General features: G+C 43.5%; 15 protein-coding genes and 1 pseudogene. 6 read left to right on the forward strand and 10 right to left on the reverse strand.

Annotation, left to right across the window (positions count from 1 at the left end):
- The 7 genes from KFE98_00810 to KFE98_00840 are packed head-to-tail and all read right to left on the reverse strand — an operon-like array spanning window position 1 to window position 8,147.
- Complete coding sequence (locus KFE98_00810; protein UTW62727.1) at window positions 1–531, reverse strand: SIS domain-containing protein; 531 nt, start codon at window positions 529–531, stop codon at window positions 1–3.
- Entirely contained in the window at window positions 512–1,393 is an 882-nt protein-coding gene (locus tag KFE98_00815) for a hypothetical protein (GenBank protein ID UTW62728.1), read from the reverse strand. Before KFE98_00815 ends, KFE98_00810 begins: the two co-directional genes overlap by 20 nt.
- The gene (locus KFE98_00820) at window positions 1,390–1,959 is read right to left on the reverse strand and encodes a class I SAM-dependent methyltransferase (GenBank protein ID UTW62729.1); all 570 of its coding nucleotides are present in this window, start codon (window positions 1,957–1,959) and stop codon (window positions 1,390–1,392) included. Before KFE98_00820 ends, KFE98_00815 begins: the two co-directional genes overlap by 4 nt.
- On the reverse strand, window positions 1,946–2,956 hold the full coding sequence (locus tag KFE98_00825; protein UTW62730.1) for a hypothetical protein: 1,011 nt from the start codon (window positions 2,954–2,956) through the stop codon (window positions 1,946–1,948). The genes KFE98_00820 and KFE98_00825 overlap by 14 nt, the downstream gene beginning before the upstream one ends.
- Complete coding sequence (locus tag KFE98_00830) at window positions 2,949–3,881, reverse strand: alpha-1,2-fucosyltransferase (GenBank protein ID UTW62731.1); 933 nt, start codon at window positions 3,879–3,881, stop codon at window positions 2,949–2,951. Before KFE98_00830 ends, KFE98_00825 begins: the two co-directional genes overlap by 8 nt.
- 10 nt (window positions 3,882–3,891) lie before the next feature.
- On the reverse strand, window positions 3,892–5,664 hold the full coding sequence (locus KFE98_00835; protein UTW62732.1) for an ATP-binding cassette domain-containing protein: 1,773 nt from the start codon (window positions 5,662–5,664) through the stop codon (window positions 3,892–3,894).
- Window positions 5,665–5,708: 44 nt separating this feature from the next.
- Window positions 5,709–8,147 carry a polysaccharide biosynthesis tyrosine autokinase gene (locus KFE98_00840; protein UTW62733.1) on the reverse strand — a complete coding sequence of 813 codons (2,439 nt, stop codon included), beginning with the start codon at window positions 8,145–8,147 and terminating at the stop codon, window positions 5,709–5,711.
- 67 nt (window positions 8,148–8,214) lie between these two features.
- Here KFE98_00840 and KFE98_00845 point away from each other — a divergent pair, with 67 nt between their 5' ends.
- From KFE98_00845 to KFE98_00865, 5 genes are all read left to right on the forward strand, one after another.
- Entirely contained in the window at window positions 8,215–11,286 is a 3,072-nt protein-coding gene (locus KFE98_00845) for a PKD domain-containing protein (GenBank protein ID UTW62734.1), read from the forward strand.
- A 158-nt stretch (window positions 11,287–11,444) separates the two neighbouring features.
- Window positions 11,445–14,555: a PKD domain-containing protein gene (locus tag KFE98_00850; protein ID UTW62735.1), complete on the forward strand. Its 3,111-nt coding sequence runs from the start codon at window positions 11,445–11,447 to the stop codon at window positions 14,553–14,555.
- Between the two features lie 82 nt (window positions 14,556–14,637).
- Complete coding sequence (locus KFE98_00855) at window positions 14,638–14,820, forward strand: hypothetical protein (GenBank protein ID UTW64611.1); 183 nt, start codon at window positions 14,638–14,640, stop codon at window positions 14,818–14,820.
- Window positions 14,821–14,828: 8 nt separating this feature from the next.
- Entirely contained in the window at window positions 14,829–15,368 is a 540-nt protein-coding gene (locus tag KFE98_00860; GenBank protein UTW62736.1) for an archaeosortase/exosortase family protein, read from the forward strand.
- Window positions 15,352–15,816 (forward strand): hypothetical protein, encoded by a 465-nt coding sequence (locus KFE98_00865; protein UTW62737.1) that lies wholly within the window; start codon window positions 15,352–15,354, stop codon window positions 15,814–15,816. Before KFE98_00860 ends, KFE98_00865 begins: the two co-directional genes overlap by 17 nt.
- 126 nt (window positions 15,817–15,942) lie before the next feature.
- Here the strand turns inward: KFE98_00865 and KFE98_00870 are convergent, their stop codons facing one another.
- Window positions 15,943–16,128, reverse strand: coding sequence for a hypothetical protein (locus KFE98_00870; protein ID UTW62738.1), 186 nt, complete (start codon window positions 16,126–16,128; stop codon window positions 15,943–15,945).
- 496 nt (window positions 16,129–16,624) lie between these two features.
- On the opposite strand from KFE98_00870, the pseudogene KFE98_00875 reads away from it, so the two are divergent.
- A pseudogene (locus tag KFE98_00875) lies at window positions 16,625–16,720 on the forward strand (TonB C-terminal domain-containing protein).
- Between the two features lie 272 nt (window positions 16,721–16,992).
- Here KFE98_00875 and KFE98_00880 read toward each other — a convergent pair.
- Together KFE98_00880 and KFE98_00885 are read right to left on the reverse strand one after the other, a co-directional pair.
- A complete protein-coding gene (locus tag KFE98_00880; protein ID UTW62739.1) occupies window positions 16,993–17,487 on the reverse strand; it encodes an ABC transporter ATPase in 495 nt (164 codons plus the stop codon).
- Window positions 17,477–18,271 (reverse strand): (Fe-S)-binding protein, encoded by a 795-nt coding sequence (locus KFE98_00885; GenBank protein ID UTW62740.1) that lies wholly within the window; start codon window positions 18,269–18,271, stop codon window positions 17,477–17,479. The genes KFE98_00880 and KFE98_00885 overlap by 11 nt, the downstream gene beginning before the upstream one ends.
- Window positions 18,272–18,275 lie beyond the last annotated feature (4 nt).

The raw sequence follows: 18,275 nt of genomic DNA on the forward strand, positions 1-18,275 counted from the left end.
CTAAGCCTTTAGCTTTTCGGCGCACGCATCCAATACAGCGTGAATAAATACTTGGTGAAAGCACTCCACGATTCCATAGCTTTTGGCTGAAATGTGGAAATCTGAATCAGAGAGAGCTCTGAGTTTGTTGTCGGCAGAAAATCCGGAACAGGACAATACTTTAACGCCCTTGCTCTGCGCTTCTTTCACACCGTTGATAATGTTGGCAGAATTCCCTGAGCTGCTAATTGCAATAAGCAAATCTCCGGGCTCCATATACAACTTCAACCACTCGGCCAGGGCGTTTTCGTACCCATAGTCGTTGGCGTAACAGGTGATCAAAGCAGGATCGGTAAAAGAATAGGAACGTTTGCGAACCATTTTACCAAAGTCCTCCATCATGTGAGAGGTGATTGAATTGGACCCACCATTTCCAATGAAGTACAGGTTGTTGGCATTCAGGATATCCTGAACCCAATCGTCGAGCAACTGAGCCGTTTCTTCCGACTCGAATACTGCCCGGTATGTCTCGTTATATAAATTGAGTGGCATATTTCAAAAGCGCTTCTGGTTCAACTGACTTTTCGTTGCACAACCAAGTGGTAGACAAGCTAGCGGCAAGAGCAGGAACAAGCATTCGTTGCTCTGGATTCATATCGATGGCTGAAGCGATACAGGCAAAGGCAAAAAAGGTATCGCCTGCCCCAATCGTATCAACAATCTGGCTTTTAAAGGAAGGAGTTTTGATAAACTGAGATCCGTTGTAAAATGAAGATCCAGCAGCTCCTAAAGTGACGTAAATTTCTTCGGTATTCGTTTCGTAATTAAACAAGCCCTTGATGGTCTCTTCGTCCATGCTCGAGATCTTCTTGTTCAATTGTAAACTGGCCTCCCTCAAATCGATGCAAATGCTTCTTTTGTGGCTGTTTTTCCACTTGCTCAAGCGGTTAAAACCAAAGTTGTTGGAATTGGTTTGACACATTAAATGAAAGCCATCATCCACCAAGAGGTTATCACAATATCCGTGACCAAAATCAGCCACAATAACCACATCGTAATCACGGCCTCGAACATCCAGCTGATGGTTCGAAAAATCCGGAAAACGGTTAATCTCTACGTGTTTATCAGAACTGTTGGCATCAATCAAACGGGTTTTCACAATGCGGTGATCGTCCCCATTGGTTTCGATGTCCACTTGCTTCACAAAACCTTTCAAGTGATTGGCCACGGCCATAGCACCACCTTGTTGTTCGGATATGGCATCGTCTTCTACCCTAAATACCGGGCAAAAGGATTTCATGGAGTGCCCTTCGTAGTTCACCCTTTGAAATCGATCGGTAATCGTTTCTCCAATTACCAATACCCGAAGGTCGGAGACTCCCTGAAAAAAGTTATCGATTGTGGTTAACTTCATTTCTTTCCACTGCAAATGAATACGAAGTGGTAGTGATTTTCTGGGTAAAAAGTAGAAATCGTTTGATCAATCTGTCCAAACGTATACACGTTGTGGAAGTAGCGATTACAGTAATCCAGCAACTCTTCAAAATCCAATTCGCGGATGTGCTCAATCTTGCGATTTTCGGTGGGAGGAGGATCCATTTTTCTTACCGTACTGATGTATAGTGTACCGTTGTCGGTCATCATTCGGTGAAGATCCTGCATCAATTTTTCCTGTCCGGCTTCATCCACGTGTTCAATTACCTCAAAACAAGTGATGATGTCAAAATTGCCTTCCTGGTAAGGAGACAAATCATTGATCACGTCAATTCCTTTGGGCTTGTAGTCATCTGGATAAACATCGAAGGAAACAACCTCGGCAAAACGCTCTTTCAACAAGCGGCTCCCATATCCTGATCCACATCCAAAATCGAGCACTTTTGCCTCTCTGTTGTTGTGGGTTCTCAATACAAATTGGTAGCGCGCCAAGCTTACTAGCACGTCAATTCCATTCAAGTTAAAATCAATCTCAAGTCGTTTCATGAAAACGTATCAGTTTATCTTTAATATCAGTGTTGCTGAATGCAAATATGGTATTAATATTTGGATTCAATTTATGGAGGTAAGCCAATGTAGAATGAACATCTGCAATCTCCGAATAATCTCTAATTCCGTGATAAATTACCGTTAAACCAGCGGTAAAATATGCACTAAGATACATGGCCCCGGAATGTGGCGTAATCATCATATCGGAAGAACCGATAAGTTGCAATATTTCACGATTATTGTGGGACACTCTCCATTTTACCCGTTCGTCTTTAATGGAAAATGAATCAATGCTTTGGTGCGGACTCCCTACCAGGTTAATTTCATCATAAACATCGAGCAAAGCTTCTACCAGTTTTTCATAGTCCCATAGTGGACCATTGGCAGCCAACTTAACCGGATTATCGGGTGGACGAAATCGTACAAATACAGAACATACCTTTTTCCCTGGCTCCCTTTTTCCATATACCTGGCTAAGATCGCTTACCTGAAAGAAATCACTTTTGTAAAGCCACTTTCGGTATTCGTACCAGTATTCTGTCTCATCTTCAAGGTACCAGGTTGGCCATCCTTTTTCGGCAAAGGACGACTTCAGGCGATTCCACTCTTCTGCTACATCGGCCGGAAACTCTTCGGCAAAATTGGATTTGATACTCGTCTCTCCACCAAAATCGCGAAGGGGATAGAATTGCTCATACAAAGGCTCACCTGTACTATCATACAAAAAGGCTTCAAACTTCTCAAAGCCCACAAAATGCACCTTCACCCCTTGTGCCTTTAACCAGGTTACCAAGGGAAGGTTGTGGGCCAGAAGATGCCCAAGTTCACCTATAAAGGGACCAAAAACACAAACGCCCTGATCTACGATGGTTTTCACCAATTGATCGGTCCGCTTCTTGTATTGACGGGATTTGTAATCCCTCAGTGCCTTACTTAAGTGGTTCCTCCAGGTTTTGGGAGGCGGGTATTCAAAGTTGAGCAAGGGTTTACTCATAACTGCTCATCCTTATCCAATTATCGGGTACGATATCAGCCGGGTGGGCTTGGTAGTTTTCTTTCCAGGGGGTACTCACCCATTCTGCCGGGGCAATCACCATTTTTTCAGGATGATTAGACAACCAGGCACTCCACCAGGAAAAGGTGGAATTGGAAATCACAAAGTGCTTACACAAGGAGAGTAGGTACATTTCTACGGCATCCTGCCTGTCATGTTGTCCAGGTCGAACTACTTGAAAAGGCCGGCCTTGAAGAACTCCTTTACCAATATGCTCCTCCGCCCATTCGGGGTCATCTGAAAAAATGAAATAGGTTAAGTCCTGATGTTTCTTTTCTAACTCTTGAATGGCTCGTTGGTAATATAGTTTACCAATGTGTCCCAGGATTTCTTTAAAATCGGGATCGTTCACGTAATCACCACGGCGAACGTGAAGCCCAACCGAATGATTGGAGCTAATTCGATTAGCCAGCTCAGGCTCTGCTCCCGTAATCTTGGATTTGAAGGTAAAGTCCTTACATACAAGTTCACGAGAGTCTTTAAAGTACTTCTCGCTTTGAAAGGATCCTACCATACAGGTTCCGTCTTGAGCCTTCAAGTATTCTGCATGAAACCGGCGATCGGTTTCAATCAGTTCTTTTTTAGGAAAAAAGAGATTACCCAGAAAGTTGTACCAGCGGTGGCCTTTCACATGATAAGGCACTCCTACATACCGGTAGCGATTCCATCCGGTGATGGGTTTAGCTGAAAGCTCAAAACACTCCAGTGAAAAGTCCCGCAACAGGGTTTGATCATTGCTCGGCTTCATTCTGAGCAGAGAATCATCGTAATAGAGTTCGGTATTTAACTTTTCCGCCAAGCTATGAGCAAACGCAAATTGGAACATTTGGTTCCCCATTCCTCCACGAAGTTTTACAATTAACATGTTACCCGACTCATTTAGAACCAGCTGGACGCTCGGTTACATTCTGGATTTTTCCATCTTTCATCTCCAGAATTCGATTACAATACTTTAAGGTGCTCTTACGGTGAGCCACGATGATCAGGGTAATTCCTGAATCAGACAGTTTGTGAATCGATTCGGTGATTTCGTTTTCTGTTTCCTCATCCAATGCTGAGGTTGCTTCATCAAAGATCAAAATACTGGACCTTCTGAAAAGGGCTCTTGCTATAGCCACCCTTTGACGCTGACCGCCTGAAATGGCCGCTCCGTCCTCTCCAATGGGCGAATCCCATCCGTTTGGCAACTTATCAAGTACATCCTCCAGCATGGCCAGCTTGATACACTCCATGAGCCATTTTTCATCCACCTCTTCCCGCTTGTAACCGAATGCAATATTCTCAAGCAAAGAAGCTTCGGCGATGTAAACGTCCTGCTTCACATATCCAAAATAGGACTGCCAATCCGGTTGATTTTCCGTTTGAAGCTGAACTTGATCCAAGGTCATTTTTCCCTGTTCAGGGATGTAGAATCCAAGAATCAAGTTGATCAATGTGGTTTTACCCGAGCCTGATTGTCCAATAACCCCAATAGCTTCTCCCTTGCGAATTTCAAGGTTATCAATTTCGAAGCTAAAGTCTTTCTCATCAAATGCGAAGCGAACATTTTCCAGCTTCAAGGTACCTTCAAATTCTGGAGTTTTATCAATACGCTCAGGTAAATCAACCTCCTCTACCCCATCAAAAAGCTCAACGAGGAACCGATACTGCTTGATCAACATCAAAGACGCTACAATTCGGTTGATGGAAGGCATTAAACGGTAAGCGGCCGTGGCAAAAATCCCGAGCAAAAGAACGATCTCTTCCGTTCCTCCTTCCGACATTCGAACCCCGAAAAAGTAAATCACCACTACCCCAATAATGGCCGTTAATTCTGCCAAACGAGGAAAAACCTCATTCAATACATTACGCTCTACATTCAGCTTTTCATTCTGACGCTGATAACCTTCAAAGTCTTTGATGAAGAAGTCCTCCTCTTGAGACAGCTTTACATCGGTATACCCTTCCAAGCCCAACTTAACCCGTCGGATTACATGAGCATTGATATCATTTTGACGACGTCCGATAAAATCCATCCGTTTGCGCACAATCAAATAGAAGATCGCAGCAATGGGGAGCATGGTAATAATCAACATGATGAAAACCTTGGGGTTGTAAACGAACAAGGAAATCAAAATCATCAAGGTTACCACCAATTCTGACATGATCTGCAAATAAGGGATCAACAAAAAGGAAGAAAACTGGTGCGTGCTGTAGAATACGTTTCGGAGCAAATCTGCACTACTCGTTGCCTGAATAAACCGGAAAGGCTTAAACAAGTAATAACGAAGCAAGCGAACGGACATGTAGCGAATAACGGCACAGGCGAACTGCGATACTACCCAACGCATAGACAGGTAAATCAATCCCCGGAAAAGGAAGATGGGCACCAGCATAAAGAAAAGCAGGAGGACAAAGCTCTCTGAATTCTCAGAACCTGTCCAATCGTAAAGATCCGCTAAAATCTTATGATCGAAAATGGATTCGGGGTTTTGAGCCAGAGCAAGAACCGGAAGAATAGTGGATAGACCAATAACATCGACAGCACCTGCTATCAAAATCATTAACAATACCCAAATCGACTTTTTGCGACTGTGCTTGGTTAGCAATTTCCAGATAGGCTTTGCTATCTCAAACAGCATTCCGGCACTAAAACTTGACTTCGCCATTTCCTTTTAGTTGGTTTCTTCAAGATGCTCAGGCACCCTGAATCCTAACTCTCCTCATCCTTATATTCCTGGCCGTAGCCATAGCCGTATCCATATCCTAATCCATAACCGTATCCATATCCATAACCGGTGTAGGAATACAGCATGCGTTTCTTACGAATTCCGTTCAATATCAGGGCCACTTTTCCAATACTCTTGTTCTCCCAGAATTCATTAATGCTTCGAATATTTCGTCGTGTTGCATTATTTACGTTAATCACAAACAGACTTGCATCGGCATAACTCGAAAGCACCAGTGCGTCTGAAATAGGTCCAATTGGAGGGGTATCCAAAATGACGTAATCGTAATTTTCTTCGCAAAAACGAATCAAATCTGCAACTCGCTTAGACATAACCAATTCACTCCCATTTGGCGGAATTGGTCCTGCGGATATCACATCAAGATTAGGAAGTTGTGTTCCTTTTACAATATTCTCTACCGGCTCTGTTCCAATCAAGAAATTGGTGATTCCCACCTTATTATCCAGCTGAAGCGCCCGGTGTATTTTTGGTTTGTGTAAATCAAAATCCAGAATGACGGTACGCTTGTGCGCAATACTCAAAATGGCTCCGATATTGGAAGAAGTAAAAGTCTTCCCTTCTCCCGGTAAAATGGATGTAACTAATATTTTGTTGGCTATACCCGGCTTCTTTTCCATTTCACCTAAGGTAAACTCAAGATTTACCCGAATAGCCCGGTAGGATTCTGCCAGAGCACTCTTCGGCTGATTTACCGAAATCAGGTATTCTCCATCATCCTTTTTCTCCAGATACTGAACTACTCCTCCAATCACACTGATTGGGGTAAGGCCCATCAATTCTTTTACACTCTCTACCCGATCGATGAGGAACCAACGAATAACGCTAAGTGAGATACCGATGAGCAATCCTACTAAAACAAAGGTTCCGTAAATCCGGTTTTTGTTAGGAGCGATAAGCCCAATAGTACGCGCCGATTCAATCACCTTGGTTTCTGGAATAATACTGGCCTCAGCAATTACCGTTTCTGCCTTACGCTCGAGGAGGAAGGTATACAGGTTTTCGTGAATCTGAAGTTTTCGGCGAATATTCAGAATCTCCCGCTGACTTTTAGGAATGCTCTTAACCTTCTCCGTGTATTTATTAACGGCAACTTCAACGGCTCGTTTCTGCTCTTCGAAAGCTCGGGTTGAATTTTCGAGATAGGTTAAAACATTTTTCCGCTGACGATCGATCTTGGCGTCAATCTCAATAATATAAGGGTTGTTCTCGGTAGAATTGAATAGGCGGTTATTTCGCTCAATCTGAAGCGAGTAAAATTCGTTGATGGATTCCTTCAAATAGAGATCACCTTCTAATATATAAAGAGAAGGCGGCAACATCATTTTATCTGAAGTATTGACCATGTAATCTTCCAAGGATTTGATGGAACTCAATCTAAGGTTGACTTCGTTGAGTTGAGATTCATACTCCACCAATTTCTCGAAATACTCAGATTCTTCTTTGCTCAAATCGAGAATGGCCCGAGTTTCTCGATAAGATTCCAATTCCCGCTCAATTTCGTCCAGCAAAGAAACCACCTCTCCAATTTGCTTTTCGATAAAAGCCTGGGTATTCTCATTTACAGCTCGCTTGTTCTCTACCGTGTAATCAATGTAGGTAGCAGACAGGGTATCGAGGAACATAGAAGCTCGCTCCGGAATCCGGTCGCTTAGGGTCAATTCCAAAATACTTGTCCATTCTAAACTCTGAATAGAAAGGCTACCTTGAAAACGCTGAAGCAGTGCTCCTCTTGGATTTACTTGAAACTCGTAAGAAGTCTTTTTGATCTCTTCGATGATCTTAGGAGACTTGATGGTTACCAAATTCACGGTAAAGTTGAATCCATGATCCAAAATCCGATCTCCGAACTTGTATTCACGTACCACCTGCTCCTCACCCAAATTAAAGGTAAGGCTATAGGAATTGGAATCCAGAATGCGAAGGCCAAATAAACGTCCGTAAGCACCACCACCAAAATGGTCTGATTCAACTCGAAAAGGAGTGTTCTCAAAAACCTCTGTCGTACGGATACGACCTACAATGAAATAGGAAACATCAAACCCCAGTCTATCCAGGGTTGAATTGATCAAACTGGACGATTGTAAAACACGCTTCTGAGACTCGGTTTTGTTGTAGGATTGATAGGAGTTATCAACACCTAATCCTTTAAGAAGTCCCTTCTGATAATCATAAACATCACCCGAATTCAATAATATTTGAGCCTTAGAGGCATAAATTTCGGGAACACGGTGAACGTAAAAAAGGGCAATTATGAGTCCTAATCCACCAAAAACGAGAAGGATAAGTGCATTTTTTCGAAGAAATTTCAAATAGGTCGAAAAATCTTCTAAATCTATGATCTGGTCCTTCTTATTTACCAATGGAAATGCTTTGAATTTAGGCTCAAACAAATATAGAATCATTCATTCAGCACGGCATATAATTGACTTTTTTTTTTATATTTTTGATGTTGGTAAATTACACCCCATTATGAGATTAACTATTACTTTTTTATTGGTCCTTGCCTATGGTTCAGTTTTCGGAACAATGGTCACGAGTAACGGCGATGGAAACTGGAACGTGGGATCAACGTGGGTTGGAGGAGTTCCCCCGGGCGCAACTGATTCTGTTACGATTCAATCAGGTCATGATATAATCGTTACAGCGGATGCTTCTTGTGGAGTTATCCAGATTGATGGTAACAGCAACACCACCACCCTTACGGTAAACGCGTCTCAAACGCTAACCTGTACCCGCTTACACATTTTGCCTTCCGGAACTAATCAAACCGTAAACCTCACGGTTAACGGAGCTATTAATGTTAGCAACGGATTTCAATGCTGGGATAACGGTAACTCAGGCTCCGTTCTCAACATTACCGGTTCTGGTAGAATCAGTGCTACGGGCTACGTAAATTTCTGGGCTACTGGTGGCCTTACGGTCAACGTTGGAGCCACGCTTCAGAGTAACACCCAACTTTACCTGGCCACAACCTTTGGAAACCAGGTAACAGTAGACGTTACAGATTCGATCATTCTGTACAGCAAAACGATTTTCCAATCCATTTATGGGTCCCACAGTTCATCCAATACAGTTTTGGATATGGATAATGCATCCGGCGTACTGTACTTCCCATCCACTATGGCCTGGCAATTTATTGGAACAGGTGGCGAAATTCAAAACTCGGCCTCAGGTGGCCGTACTGTTTATGACAATCTTGCTGCCTACAGTTCAGATAGCCGTTTTCAATACGATGATATCGTTGTCAATGCCAACAACACTTTAACTACAACTAAATCCTTTTCCAACACCAATGTATTTGGAAACCTGATTATTGAATCAGGTGTAAGCCTGAGTGCTGGTAGCACTTCATTAGATATTGGATGCGGTGTTTCCAATAGCGGAACACTTACTTCCGGCGCCACTGGAACCGTTAACTTCAATGGTACTGCTTTACAAACCATTTCTGGAGGGGGAACTTTTAACCTCTACACGGTTACATCCAGCAACGCAAGTGGTGTAACTTATTCCGGTACCGATACCATGGATATCAACAGTAATCTGGTCATTTCCAGTGGTACCTTTTCCACCAGTGGTCGAGTTCGACTCATGGATAGTGGATCAGGCATGGCCAACTTAGGCCAGGTAGATGGAGCTATTTCAGGTAATATCATTTGCCAGTTTCGTTCCAACACCCTAACCAACGTTGATTATCGACACATTTCATCTCCAGTAGCAGGACTCACCATTGGAAACATTCAATACAATGCTACTTCTTGTGAAGAGTGTTTTTACACTTGGGGTTTTACCGGTGCCAATACTGCTTCTGGAAGCCCTGCGAGTACGTTTACCTACAACAACTCCAACATGACCGGATCGGGTAATTTTGACGATGGATGGGTAACGGCTACTAATTCAACCAACAGCATTTCCCATAACAATGGAACCATTTTCTACATTGGCCCTGGATCAGGAAGCTTTAACCGTAGTTCTTACAACTTCGAAGCGGTTGGGGCTGCCAATACGGGTACTACCCTAATTAACGCTGGAAGTGGCGCTAATATGGCTTACGATGCAGCTAACGCAGGAGATAATAACTACAACTGGTGTTTAATTGGAAACCCTTACCCTTCAGCTACTGATTGGACTTTGGTGAATGCCAACACCAATACAAGTAACGTTGAAGCAGTTATGTACATCTACTCTCCTGATGGAGGTGGCTGGGTAGCCAGTAACTCAGGTGGTAATGCAAACATTATCCCTGCTTTTCAAGGTTTTATGATTCGTTCAAGTGGATCTAATGCAGCGGTAGAGTTTCAGGAAAATGACAAAACAACTACCCAACGTGCTTACCAAAAATCCATTATGGATGAGGAACGTATCTACTTTAGATTGACCAACGTTCACACACCGAAATACAACTGGGGTTCGATTCGCTTCAATGCAAATGCAACACCAAGCTACGATCAGGATATTGATGCGCTACACTTGCAGAATCCATACCCTTCTCCAAACGTTGCAGCCCTTACCCCAGACATGGAAGAGCTTCAGGTATATTCTACCTCACAGCATCTGCCACACTTAGAAATCCCGTTGAAGACGATGGGTTATTTCTCAGATACTTACACCTTACACCTCACCAATCCAGATGGAATTGAGGGATGTTTTGTGTTGGAGGACAAGTTTGAAAACAAAATGATTCCATTTCAATCAGACAGCTTGTCTTATTCATTCCAATTGAACGATAGTAACGATGTCGCTCGCTTTGTACTCCATGTGTACAATATGGCCGAAGAAGTGAATGTAGAAAACAGTTCTTGCTCGGGTGAGAATGATGGATCCGTTGCTCTTGAATTGTACAACGATCAGCTTCAGCACAACGTATTCTTACTGGACGACAACAATCAAGTTATTGGTACTGAATTTGCCGTTTCCAAAAGTGTTTCCTTTAGCGATTTGAAGCCGGGTAACTACACCATTCAAATTGATGCTTCAGGATTGACTTGTCCAACGATTGAAGAATTCTTCACCGTGTTTGAGCCAGGTGCTATGAGCCCTGATTTTGAGTTCGCTGGAGATTCCTTGATTTTCCATGTGAACGAAGAGATTTCCTTTGACAATCTGAGTAAGGGTGCCATCGCAACCTATCACTGGGACTTTGGCGATCAAAACACATCGATGGAAATGATTCCTACCCATGTTTATCAGGAAGCTGGAATTTACAAAGTTGCCCTTACCGTATCAAACGGTAATGATGACTGTAACATGAGTAAAGAGCGCTTTATCCAAGTTAACGAAAATCACCTGGGTCAAGGAGAATGGGTGGATCATGGTCCAATTCAACTTCGTGGAATGAAAGATCACGTTCTTGTGGTTAGCGATCAAGATGCTTTGAGCGGAATGAATTACCAATTCCTGGATGTATCCGGAAAGGTACTGAGCGAAGGAACGCTTGATTCCGGAGAGCGTAACGAAAAAGTGGCTATCCCACATTCTAATGGCTTAATCATCTTTGTTCTTAAGAGCGGTGATGAAACCCATCATTTGAAATTAGTTCGGTAACAATTAACCGAAAAATAGATACAGAAAAGCAGGTCGATGACCTGCTTTTTTTTTGGCCCAAAAAAATGTAACTTTATCTTCAGGCATAGTTTTATGTCCGTAGCTTTGCAACCTTAATTCTCACTGTTCGGTTTTTTAATAACTCAAAAAGAATTAGAGTGCAGGCTAATGTTTTGAAGTTTAAAAACCAGAAGAATTGGTCTATTCAGGCCATGGTTTTAATTACCCTTCTTCTGGTAAGCGCTGGAAAGGTACAAGCGCAGATTAATTTTAGATCCGTTGATAATCCTCCAAACTATTTGTGGAGCGACCCTAACTCCTGGGATCAAGGAGCCGTACCCGGAAGTACGGATAATGTAACCATTCGAAGAGGACACACTATTGTGGCGAACGCCTCGGATGATTGCAACAGGATTACCATGGCTGGTGATGCTAATCTTACGATTGATGCCTCTGCTACCATTACCACCGCCACCACCATGAAGGTACAGCTCAACAATGATAGTGAGACCAGCACCGTAAATGTGAACGGAAAATTGGTAATCGGCACCAACTTAGTAGCCAAGCACAAAACTGCCATAAATACGACCATCAATTTCACCGGAACAGGATCCGTTGTAATTAGCAAGAACTTCAACATTACCAGTGATTCAACCAATCATACAGTAAACATTGAGCTTCCTATGTCAGTAACCAATAAGGTAAGCTTAATCACCAACGGAACAGATGGAGAACTCACGGTAAACCTGAAAGACTCCCTCAACGCGGCCACCTTAGGCCTCCAGGCATCCCTCAACTCTCAAGACAGCAAGAACCAATTGGATATGCGGTATGCCAGTGCCGTTTTGAACCTGAGCAATAAATTTCAGTTCAAAAACAATGGCGGATACTTACTCAACAGCGCCAGCATCGCTAGCGATGTTATCCTCACCACTTTTGCAAGAATATCAACTGACCCAAGAATCAATTACCACGATTTGTTCCTGACCACAAGTTCCTCGGTAAATTCGGACACAGACATCAATAACGTGCTGGGCAAGCTCATCATCAATAGCGGCAACACCCTGAGTACAAATAAAAAGACCTTACGTATTTCCACCGGAAACCTGGAAGTAAATGGAGCCATCACAAGTGGAAACAATGCTGGAGACTCGTTAATATTAAGTGGAAGTGAAGCACAAACCATCACAGGATCGGGCCTTATTACCGTTGAGAACTTAACCATTGACAACGCCTCAGGAGTTTCTAATAGCGCTACAATCAACGTTAATCGCTTTTTGCACATTGACAACGGAACCTTCTCTACCGGAGGAAAAGTTACATTAAAGTCGACCTCAACCAGAACTGCTTACTTGGCTGAAATTGGTAACAACGGAGCTGGAGCTGCCATATCTGGAAGTTTGGCCTGTGAAAGAAACATTGATGGTGTAACCAATGTGGGCTGGAGAAACTTATCCACCCCAGTTCAAGGAACCACCTTGCAAGACTGGATGCATGGAGTAAGCCCAGAAGGATTCTGGCTCTATGGGTTTACCGGAAGTAACACTCCTGGAGTAACCGGCAATTCATGTTATCAATACGATCCGGCACCTGCAAACTTGTCCGGAAACAACGATGACGGTTGGTTAGCTGCAAGCAATGTGTCTAACGCGGTAACTCCCCATGAGCCCTGGACAGTATACATTGGAGGATCTTCCGGTCAGGGAGCCAAGCAAAACTATGACCTTTCCGTTTCGGGAACACCTTATACCGGAACCATCACCATGAACTCTACCAACGCTAACATTGCGGCTAATGCAAGTGGAAATCAAACCTGGGGTTTTATTGGAAACCCATACGCCAGTGCTATCGCCTGGAGCAACGTAACGAGCAACAATGTGAATGGAACTGCCCAGATTTATGGATTGAATGATTTCAACGGATACCGGGCCACGAATTTTAATGCTTCTTCTGATCGCATTCCTCCTTTTCAGGGATTTTGGGTTCAAACTACCGGAAGCAGCCCTTCAGTTACCTTTAACGAGAATGACAAAATCACCAATAATATTGACCTTAGGAAGTCGGTTCAGTATGACGAGCGATTTTACTTCTACCTCAAGGATACCGCAGGTGAATACAACGTTGGGGCAACCATCGAATTGAACGATTTGGCCAGCGAAGGCTACGACAATGGATTGGACGGGTTGATTTTTGAAAACCCGTGGCCGCTGCCCAACCTCTATATGATGGTAGATGACTCCCTCATCACTCAGGTAAATAGCCTGAATATGAACGAAAGTCGTGAAATTGATATCTATGCTTATGCCGTATCAGGAAAAGAAGATCGCTATCATCTGGACTTTACCGATTTTCCTAATAAGCCCGTTTGTGCATACTTGAAAGACCTTTTACTGGATTCTATCATCCCCATTCAACAAGTATCGAGCTATACCTTCGATTTAAATGCGGATGGCTCCAAACCTCGTTTTAGATTGTTTGTGAATGCCGGACCAGAAGAACCGACAGCCACCCACTTGAGTTGTTTCGAATCAGGTGATGGGGTGCTAAGCTTCCACCTCGACTCCAATACGTTTGCTCCTACTCTACTTTGGAACAATCAAACTCCAGTTATCCTGAGCCATTCTCAGGGCGTATGGACGGCCACTAGACTTACCGCTGGTAATTATACCCTCCATGCCACTCAACACGACAATTACTGCCCTACAATTACCCAGCACTCCACGCTGTTTGAGCCTCAGGAAGTAGAAGCCAAACTGGTCCTTGACAACGCTGAAATTGAAGTAGGCGAGGCCCTAAGTTTTAGCAACGAATCTAAAGGCGCCATTGAATACTATTGGAACTTTGGTATCGACCCTTGGTACGTATCTCAACTCCCTTCCGAGGTGAGCTACTCGACTCCAGGCGAATATGTAGTTAGCCTGGTTGCATCCAATGGAAATTCTGCTTGTGACGATACCCTTAGAAGCAGCCTCAAAGTGGTGGCTCCAATCCTTGGACAATCTGAACATCAGGCTGTTCAAAAGTCCTTAACGTGGATTTTTGAAAAAAGCGGTGAATACTACCTGCATATAGCTCCTGAACTAAGCAGCGAAAAGGTGGAATGGAGCCTCTTAGCCGTTGATGGAAAAGAGCTCTACAAATCCGGGAAAACCCAACAAGAATGGGAAAAGGAATACCTTATTCCAACCCGTAATCTTTCCTCTGGAATGTATCTGTTGCGCATTAGTTCATCCAACAAGCACACCGATCATCGGATGCTGATTCGGTAAGAAAATAAATTGGTTAAATTTGTGCAGATTACTGATGAGAGAGATGGCTAAACTAATTCAATACCTACTGCCGGCATCCTTGATGCTGTTTTTTATGTTCGTAGGTTTCGACCTGGCGGCTCAAGGCCCTCCTGGAGGTGGACCTGGTGGACAGTCCGGTTGTATTCCAACCTGTATTCCTATTGACGGAGGTATCAGCTTTCTGGTAGCTGCCGGTGCTGCTTTGGGTGGCAAAAAACTGTTTGATCAAATCAAGCAACGCTAACCGGCTGAATGAAGTTAAGCACTTCAAATCCCCTGATTCGTTTTCTTGTATTTTCTGTTCTGCTGTATGTGCTATGGTATGTACTGTATGAGCTTTGGATTCACCCACAAGGAGCAGTAGATGCATTTGCCATCAATCAAATTGTGGAACATGCCCGCTTCATCCTTGAAGCCATTGGCTATCGCTTAAACCCCGATGATGTATATGCCGGAGAATTCGTAAACACCATAGGCATTTTGGGTACAGCTGGCGTTTGGATTGGAGACCCTTGCAATGGCATTACCCTGTTCGCTCTCTTTACCGGATTCATTTTGGCTTTTCCAGGACCGATTCGAAGAAAATTGTGGTTCATACCCATGGGCATTTTAAGCATTCATTTGCTCAATGTAATTCGAGTAGTAGCCTTGGTTATTGTCTCCAACTATTGGCCCGAAACCTTAGACTTTAACCACACCTATACCTTTACGATTCTGGTCTATTCCTACGTATTCCTGCTTTGGTATTTGTGGGCAACCAAATATTCTCAAGTTGATGTTTCGAAGGCTTAGCATTGGCCTTTTGATAATCCTCGGTTTTGTCCTGGGTTATTTTCGAGAATTTGTTTTTGAAAGCATCAATGCACACTTGGCTCTTCAGCAAATGAACAGCCCCTCGGAACTAAGCGGAATCCTTTCCATATTTAATTCTTTCAGCCCTTCCCTACTCTATTATACCAAATTTGCCTTAACGGCCTTTTTTGCCCTTCTATTTCTCTTGATAAGCCTGGCCCTGATCAAAGCCGTATTTCAAACAACCAAATACTTCAAATGGGCTTATTTCTTTTATCTATTTGTTTTTGGGACCAGCCTGGTATTATTTGCCATGGGAAAGGTGATTGGATTACCGGAGCAACTCTATATGGTTTCCCGCTACATTCAGGAGATCATTCAATCTCCCCTGGCCAGCTTTATGTTGATTCCAGCGATCTACCTCTACCAAAAAGAAAAGCAGGCCTAAAACCTGCTTTCTAAAATCTGTAAGACGCAATAAAAAAATGTTGGACTGGGTGACCAGTCTTCTGAATCGGACATGCCGATTTAAACGTGGTGTGCATCCCCCGATGCGTTACCATTCGGAATAGGTTTAAGCCATTAACACAGGTGCTCCCTGCGTGTAAAAATGGGTAAGCACCCAAGTTTTAAGCTCTTCCACTTCTTTCTCGGATAGAGTCTTTAAGGCTTTTCGTAGTTCTTTTTGAAATAGTTTGGCGTCGAAACTGACTTTCTTAAGTACAGTTTTCGAGTATACAAGCATTTTTCTTCTAGACATACTTGGTATCCATTTAGCGGGTTTCAAGTTAATAATTTTTTAGAGGGTATAACCGGGGAATCGCCAATTTATTTTCAACAGGACAGGATACTTTCTACCTTTGAAGAAAAATTAACAATTGAGAACGCTACTCCTTGTCCTTGCCCTGCTCAGCGCCCTTTCTCTGAGTGCCCAGAAAAAGAAAAAAGACCCCTATGCCGCCTACTGGACGCAACAAGAATTGGAAGAGCAATTCCAAAAACTATCCAAGGAAGGACACGACTTTTTTGAGCAGCACAAACTCAAAGAGGCACAGGAGAAATACAAACAAGCTCTCCTGATAAAACCAGATGATCAACAAACTAAGGCCATCTTGCACGACATTGATCTTTTGTTGCAAAGCAAAGAACCCGAAGTCAAAACCTATATTCCGATTCCGCCAAAGCCTCCAGTACCTAATCCTCCGCCAGTTTCAACCGCCGAGGAAAATCCTGTACCCCAAGAAAGCCCTATAATCGAGCCGAAGCCGGAGCCGAAACCCGAACCCCTTCCACAAGCTAAGCCTGAAAGAAAATCCACATCTCCAACTCCCGAACCTAAACCTAAAGCTAAGACCAGTGTGGTTACTGATGAAGTACCCGAAAAAGGCACTCCAGAGTTTAGAGCCTACCTAGGCAATCAATTCCCATCTGGCTGGACCGAAGAAAAGTACAAAGAGGGCAATAAGGACATTACCAAACGGGTTCGTGTTGAAAACGGAATTGGAGATGAGTACTTAGAAGTGAAGCACCATTATGGGGCCGTATTCTACTTCAAAAATGGGCGAAGTATTTCTTACGCTACCTGGATAGCGGAAACGGAAAAGAATTAAGAAAAAGAGGTTTTCTAAGGCATCAACCGAGCGTGCCAGGATTTGCTAACAGGTACTTCCCATCCGGCCTGGAACTCACCCAAATTGGTAACCAGGTTATTGAACACGATCGTATCTGCATTCAGTGCGCCTTCCTTCAATTGACGTTCAAACTCAATCATGGGAGTAACCGCTATCTCTCCAGCTTCGTTGCGATAGGCTAAGCTCAAACGGTTAAACAAATCCAGGCTGTAATGTTGGTCCAAAGCTTGAAAAACACGTACTGAAGAATCGATAGAGCAACCTGAAGCAGCTGCCTGATCTTCATCCACAGCCAAAACGATGAACCGATCATAAACCACCTCAAACCCAGCGAGCAAAGGAGCGCCATGAGCAGCCCAGCTATCTACAAAGTTTTGCAAGGTGTTGGAAATCTCAGTCTTCTCCACCTCATTCAAGGTTCTATTGGCCTGATAAATCCAAACACGAGAATGTGCCGGTAGTTGATCTATTCGAGTTTTAGTTAACATCTTGTGCCTCCGCTACTAATTCCGCCAAATCGATGACCGCGATTTTATCTTCTTTTTCGGCCCCTTTCACACCATCGGTCATCATGGTATTACAAAACGGGCATCCTGTCGCAATTATATCTGGGTTAACTTCAAGAGCATCATCGGTGCGCTCTATGTTAACTTCCTTGTTTCCCTTCTCGGCTTCTTTAAACATTTGGGCACCGCCAGCTCCACAACAAAGCGCCTTGCTTTTGCAACGCTTCATTTCTACGAGATCCGCATCCAACTCCTTAAGCAATTCACGAGGTGCTTCATACTCATCGTTGGCCCGTCCGAGGTAACAGGGATCGTGAAAAGTGATTTTCTTTCCTTTAAAAACGCCCCCTTGTACCTTTACCTTGCCAGAATCAAGCAATCCTTTAAGGAATTGGGTGTGGTGCTGAACCTTGTAATCTCCACCTAAGCCAGGATATTCATTTTTCAGCGTATTAAAACAATGGGGACAAGTAGTCACAATGTTTTTGATGCCATAGCCATTCAAAACCTGAATATTGGTCATGGCTTGCATTTGAAACAAAAACTCATTTCCCGCTCGTTTGGCCGGATCTCCGGTACAACCTTCTTCCGTTCCTAACACCGCAAAACGAATTCCAGCCCCGTTCAATATTTTAACGAAGGCCCGTGTAATCTTCTTGGCACGGAAATCAAAACTTCCGGCACAACCTACCCAAAACAACACTTCCGGCTCTTCTCCGGCTGCCATCATTTCGGCCATGGTTTTCACCTGTAATGTCTCACTCATCCAG

The organism is bacterium SCSIO 12741, assembly GCA_024398055.1.
Taxonomy (GTDB): domain Bacteria; phylum Bacteroidota; class Bacteroidia; order Flavobacteriales_G; family Salibacteraceae; genus SCSIO-12741.

Excerpts from the sequence above, each read along its gene's own strand:
- KFE98_00830 (UTW62731.1), bottom strand. The coding sequence starts at position 3,881 with ATGTTAATTGTAAAACTTCGTGGAGGAATGGGGAACCAAATGTTCCAA.
- KFE98_00865 (UTW62737.1), top strand. The coding sequence starts at position 15,352 with ATGTTTCGAAGGCTTAGCATTGGCCTTTTGATAATCCTCGGTTTTGTC.
- KFE98_00820 (UTW62729.1), bottom strand. The coding sequence starts at position 1,959 with ATGAAACGACTTGAGATTGATTTTAACTTGAATGGAATTGACGTGCTA.
- KFE98_00860 (UTW62736.1), top strand. The coding sequence starts at position 14,829 with ATGAAGTTAAGCACTTCAAATCCCCTGATTCGTTTTCTTGTATTTTCT.
- KFE98_00885 (UTW62740.1), bottom strand. The coding sequence starts at position 18,271 with ATGAGTGAGACATTACAGGTGAAAACCATGGCCGAAATGATGGCAGCC.
- KFE98_00870 (UTW62738.1), bottom strand. The coding sequence starts at position 16,128 with ATGTCTAGAAGAAAAATGCTTGTATACTCGAAAACTGTACTTAAGAAA.
- KFE98_00840 (UTW62733.1), bottom strand. The coding sequence starts at position 8,147 with ATGATTCTATATTTGTTTGAGCCTAAATTCAAAGCATTTCCATTGGTA.
- KFE98_00810 (UTW62727.1), bottom strand. The coding sequence starts at position 531 with ATGCCACTCAATTTATATAACGAGACATACCGGGCAGTATTCGAGTCG.
- KFE98_00855 (UTW64611.1), top strand. The coding sequence starts at position 14,638 with ATGCTGTTTTTTATGTTCGTAGGTTTCGACCTGGCGGCTCAAGGCCCT.
- KFE98_00825 (UTW62730.1), bottom strand. The coding sequence starts at position 2,956 with ATGAGTAAACCCTTGCTCAACTTTGAATACCCGCCTCCCAAAACCTGG.
- KFE98_00845 (UTW62734.1), top strand. The coding sequence starts at position 8,215 with ATGAGATTAACTATTACTTTTTTATTGGTCCTTGCCTATGGTTCAGTT.
- KFE98_00880 (UTW62739.1), bottom strand. The coding sequence starts at position 17,487 with ATGTTAACTAAAACTCGAATAGATCAACTACCGGCACATTCTCGTGTT.
- KFE98_00835 (UTW62732.1), bottom strand. The coding sequence starts at position 5,664 with ATGGCGAAGTCAAGTTTTAGTGCCGGAATGCTGTTTGAGATAGCAAAG.
- KFE98_00815 (UTW62728.1), bottom strand. The coding sequence starts at position 1,393 with ATGAAGTTAACCACAATCGATAACTTTTTTCAGGGAGTCTCCGACCTT.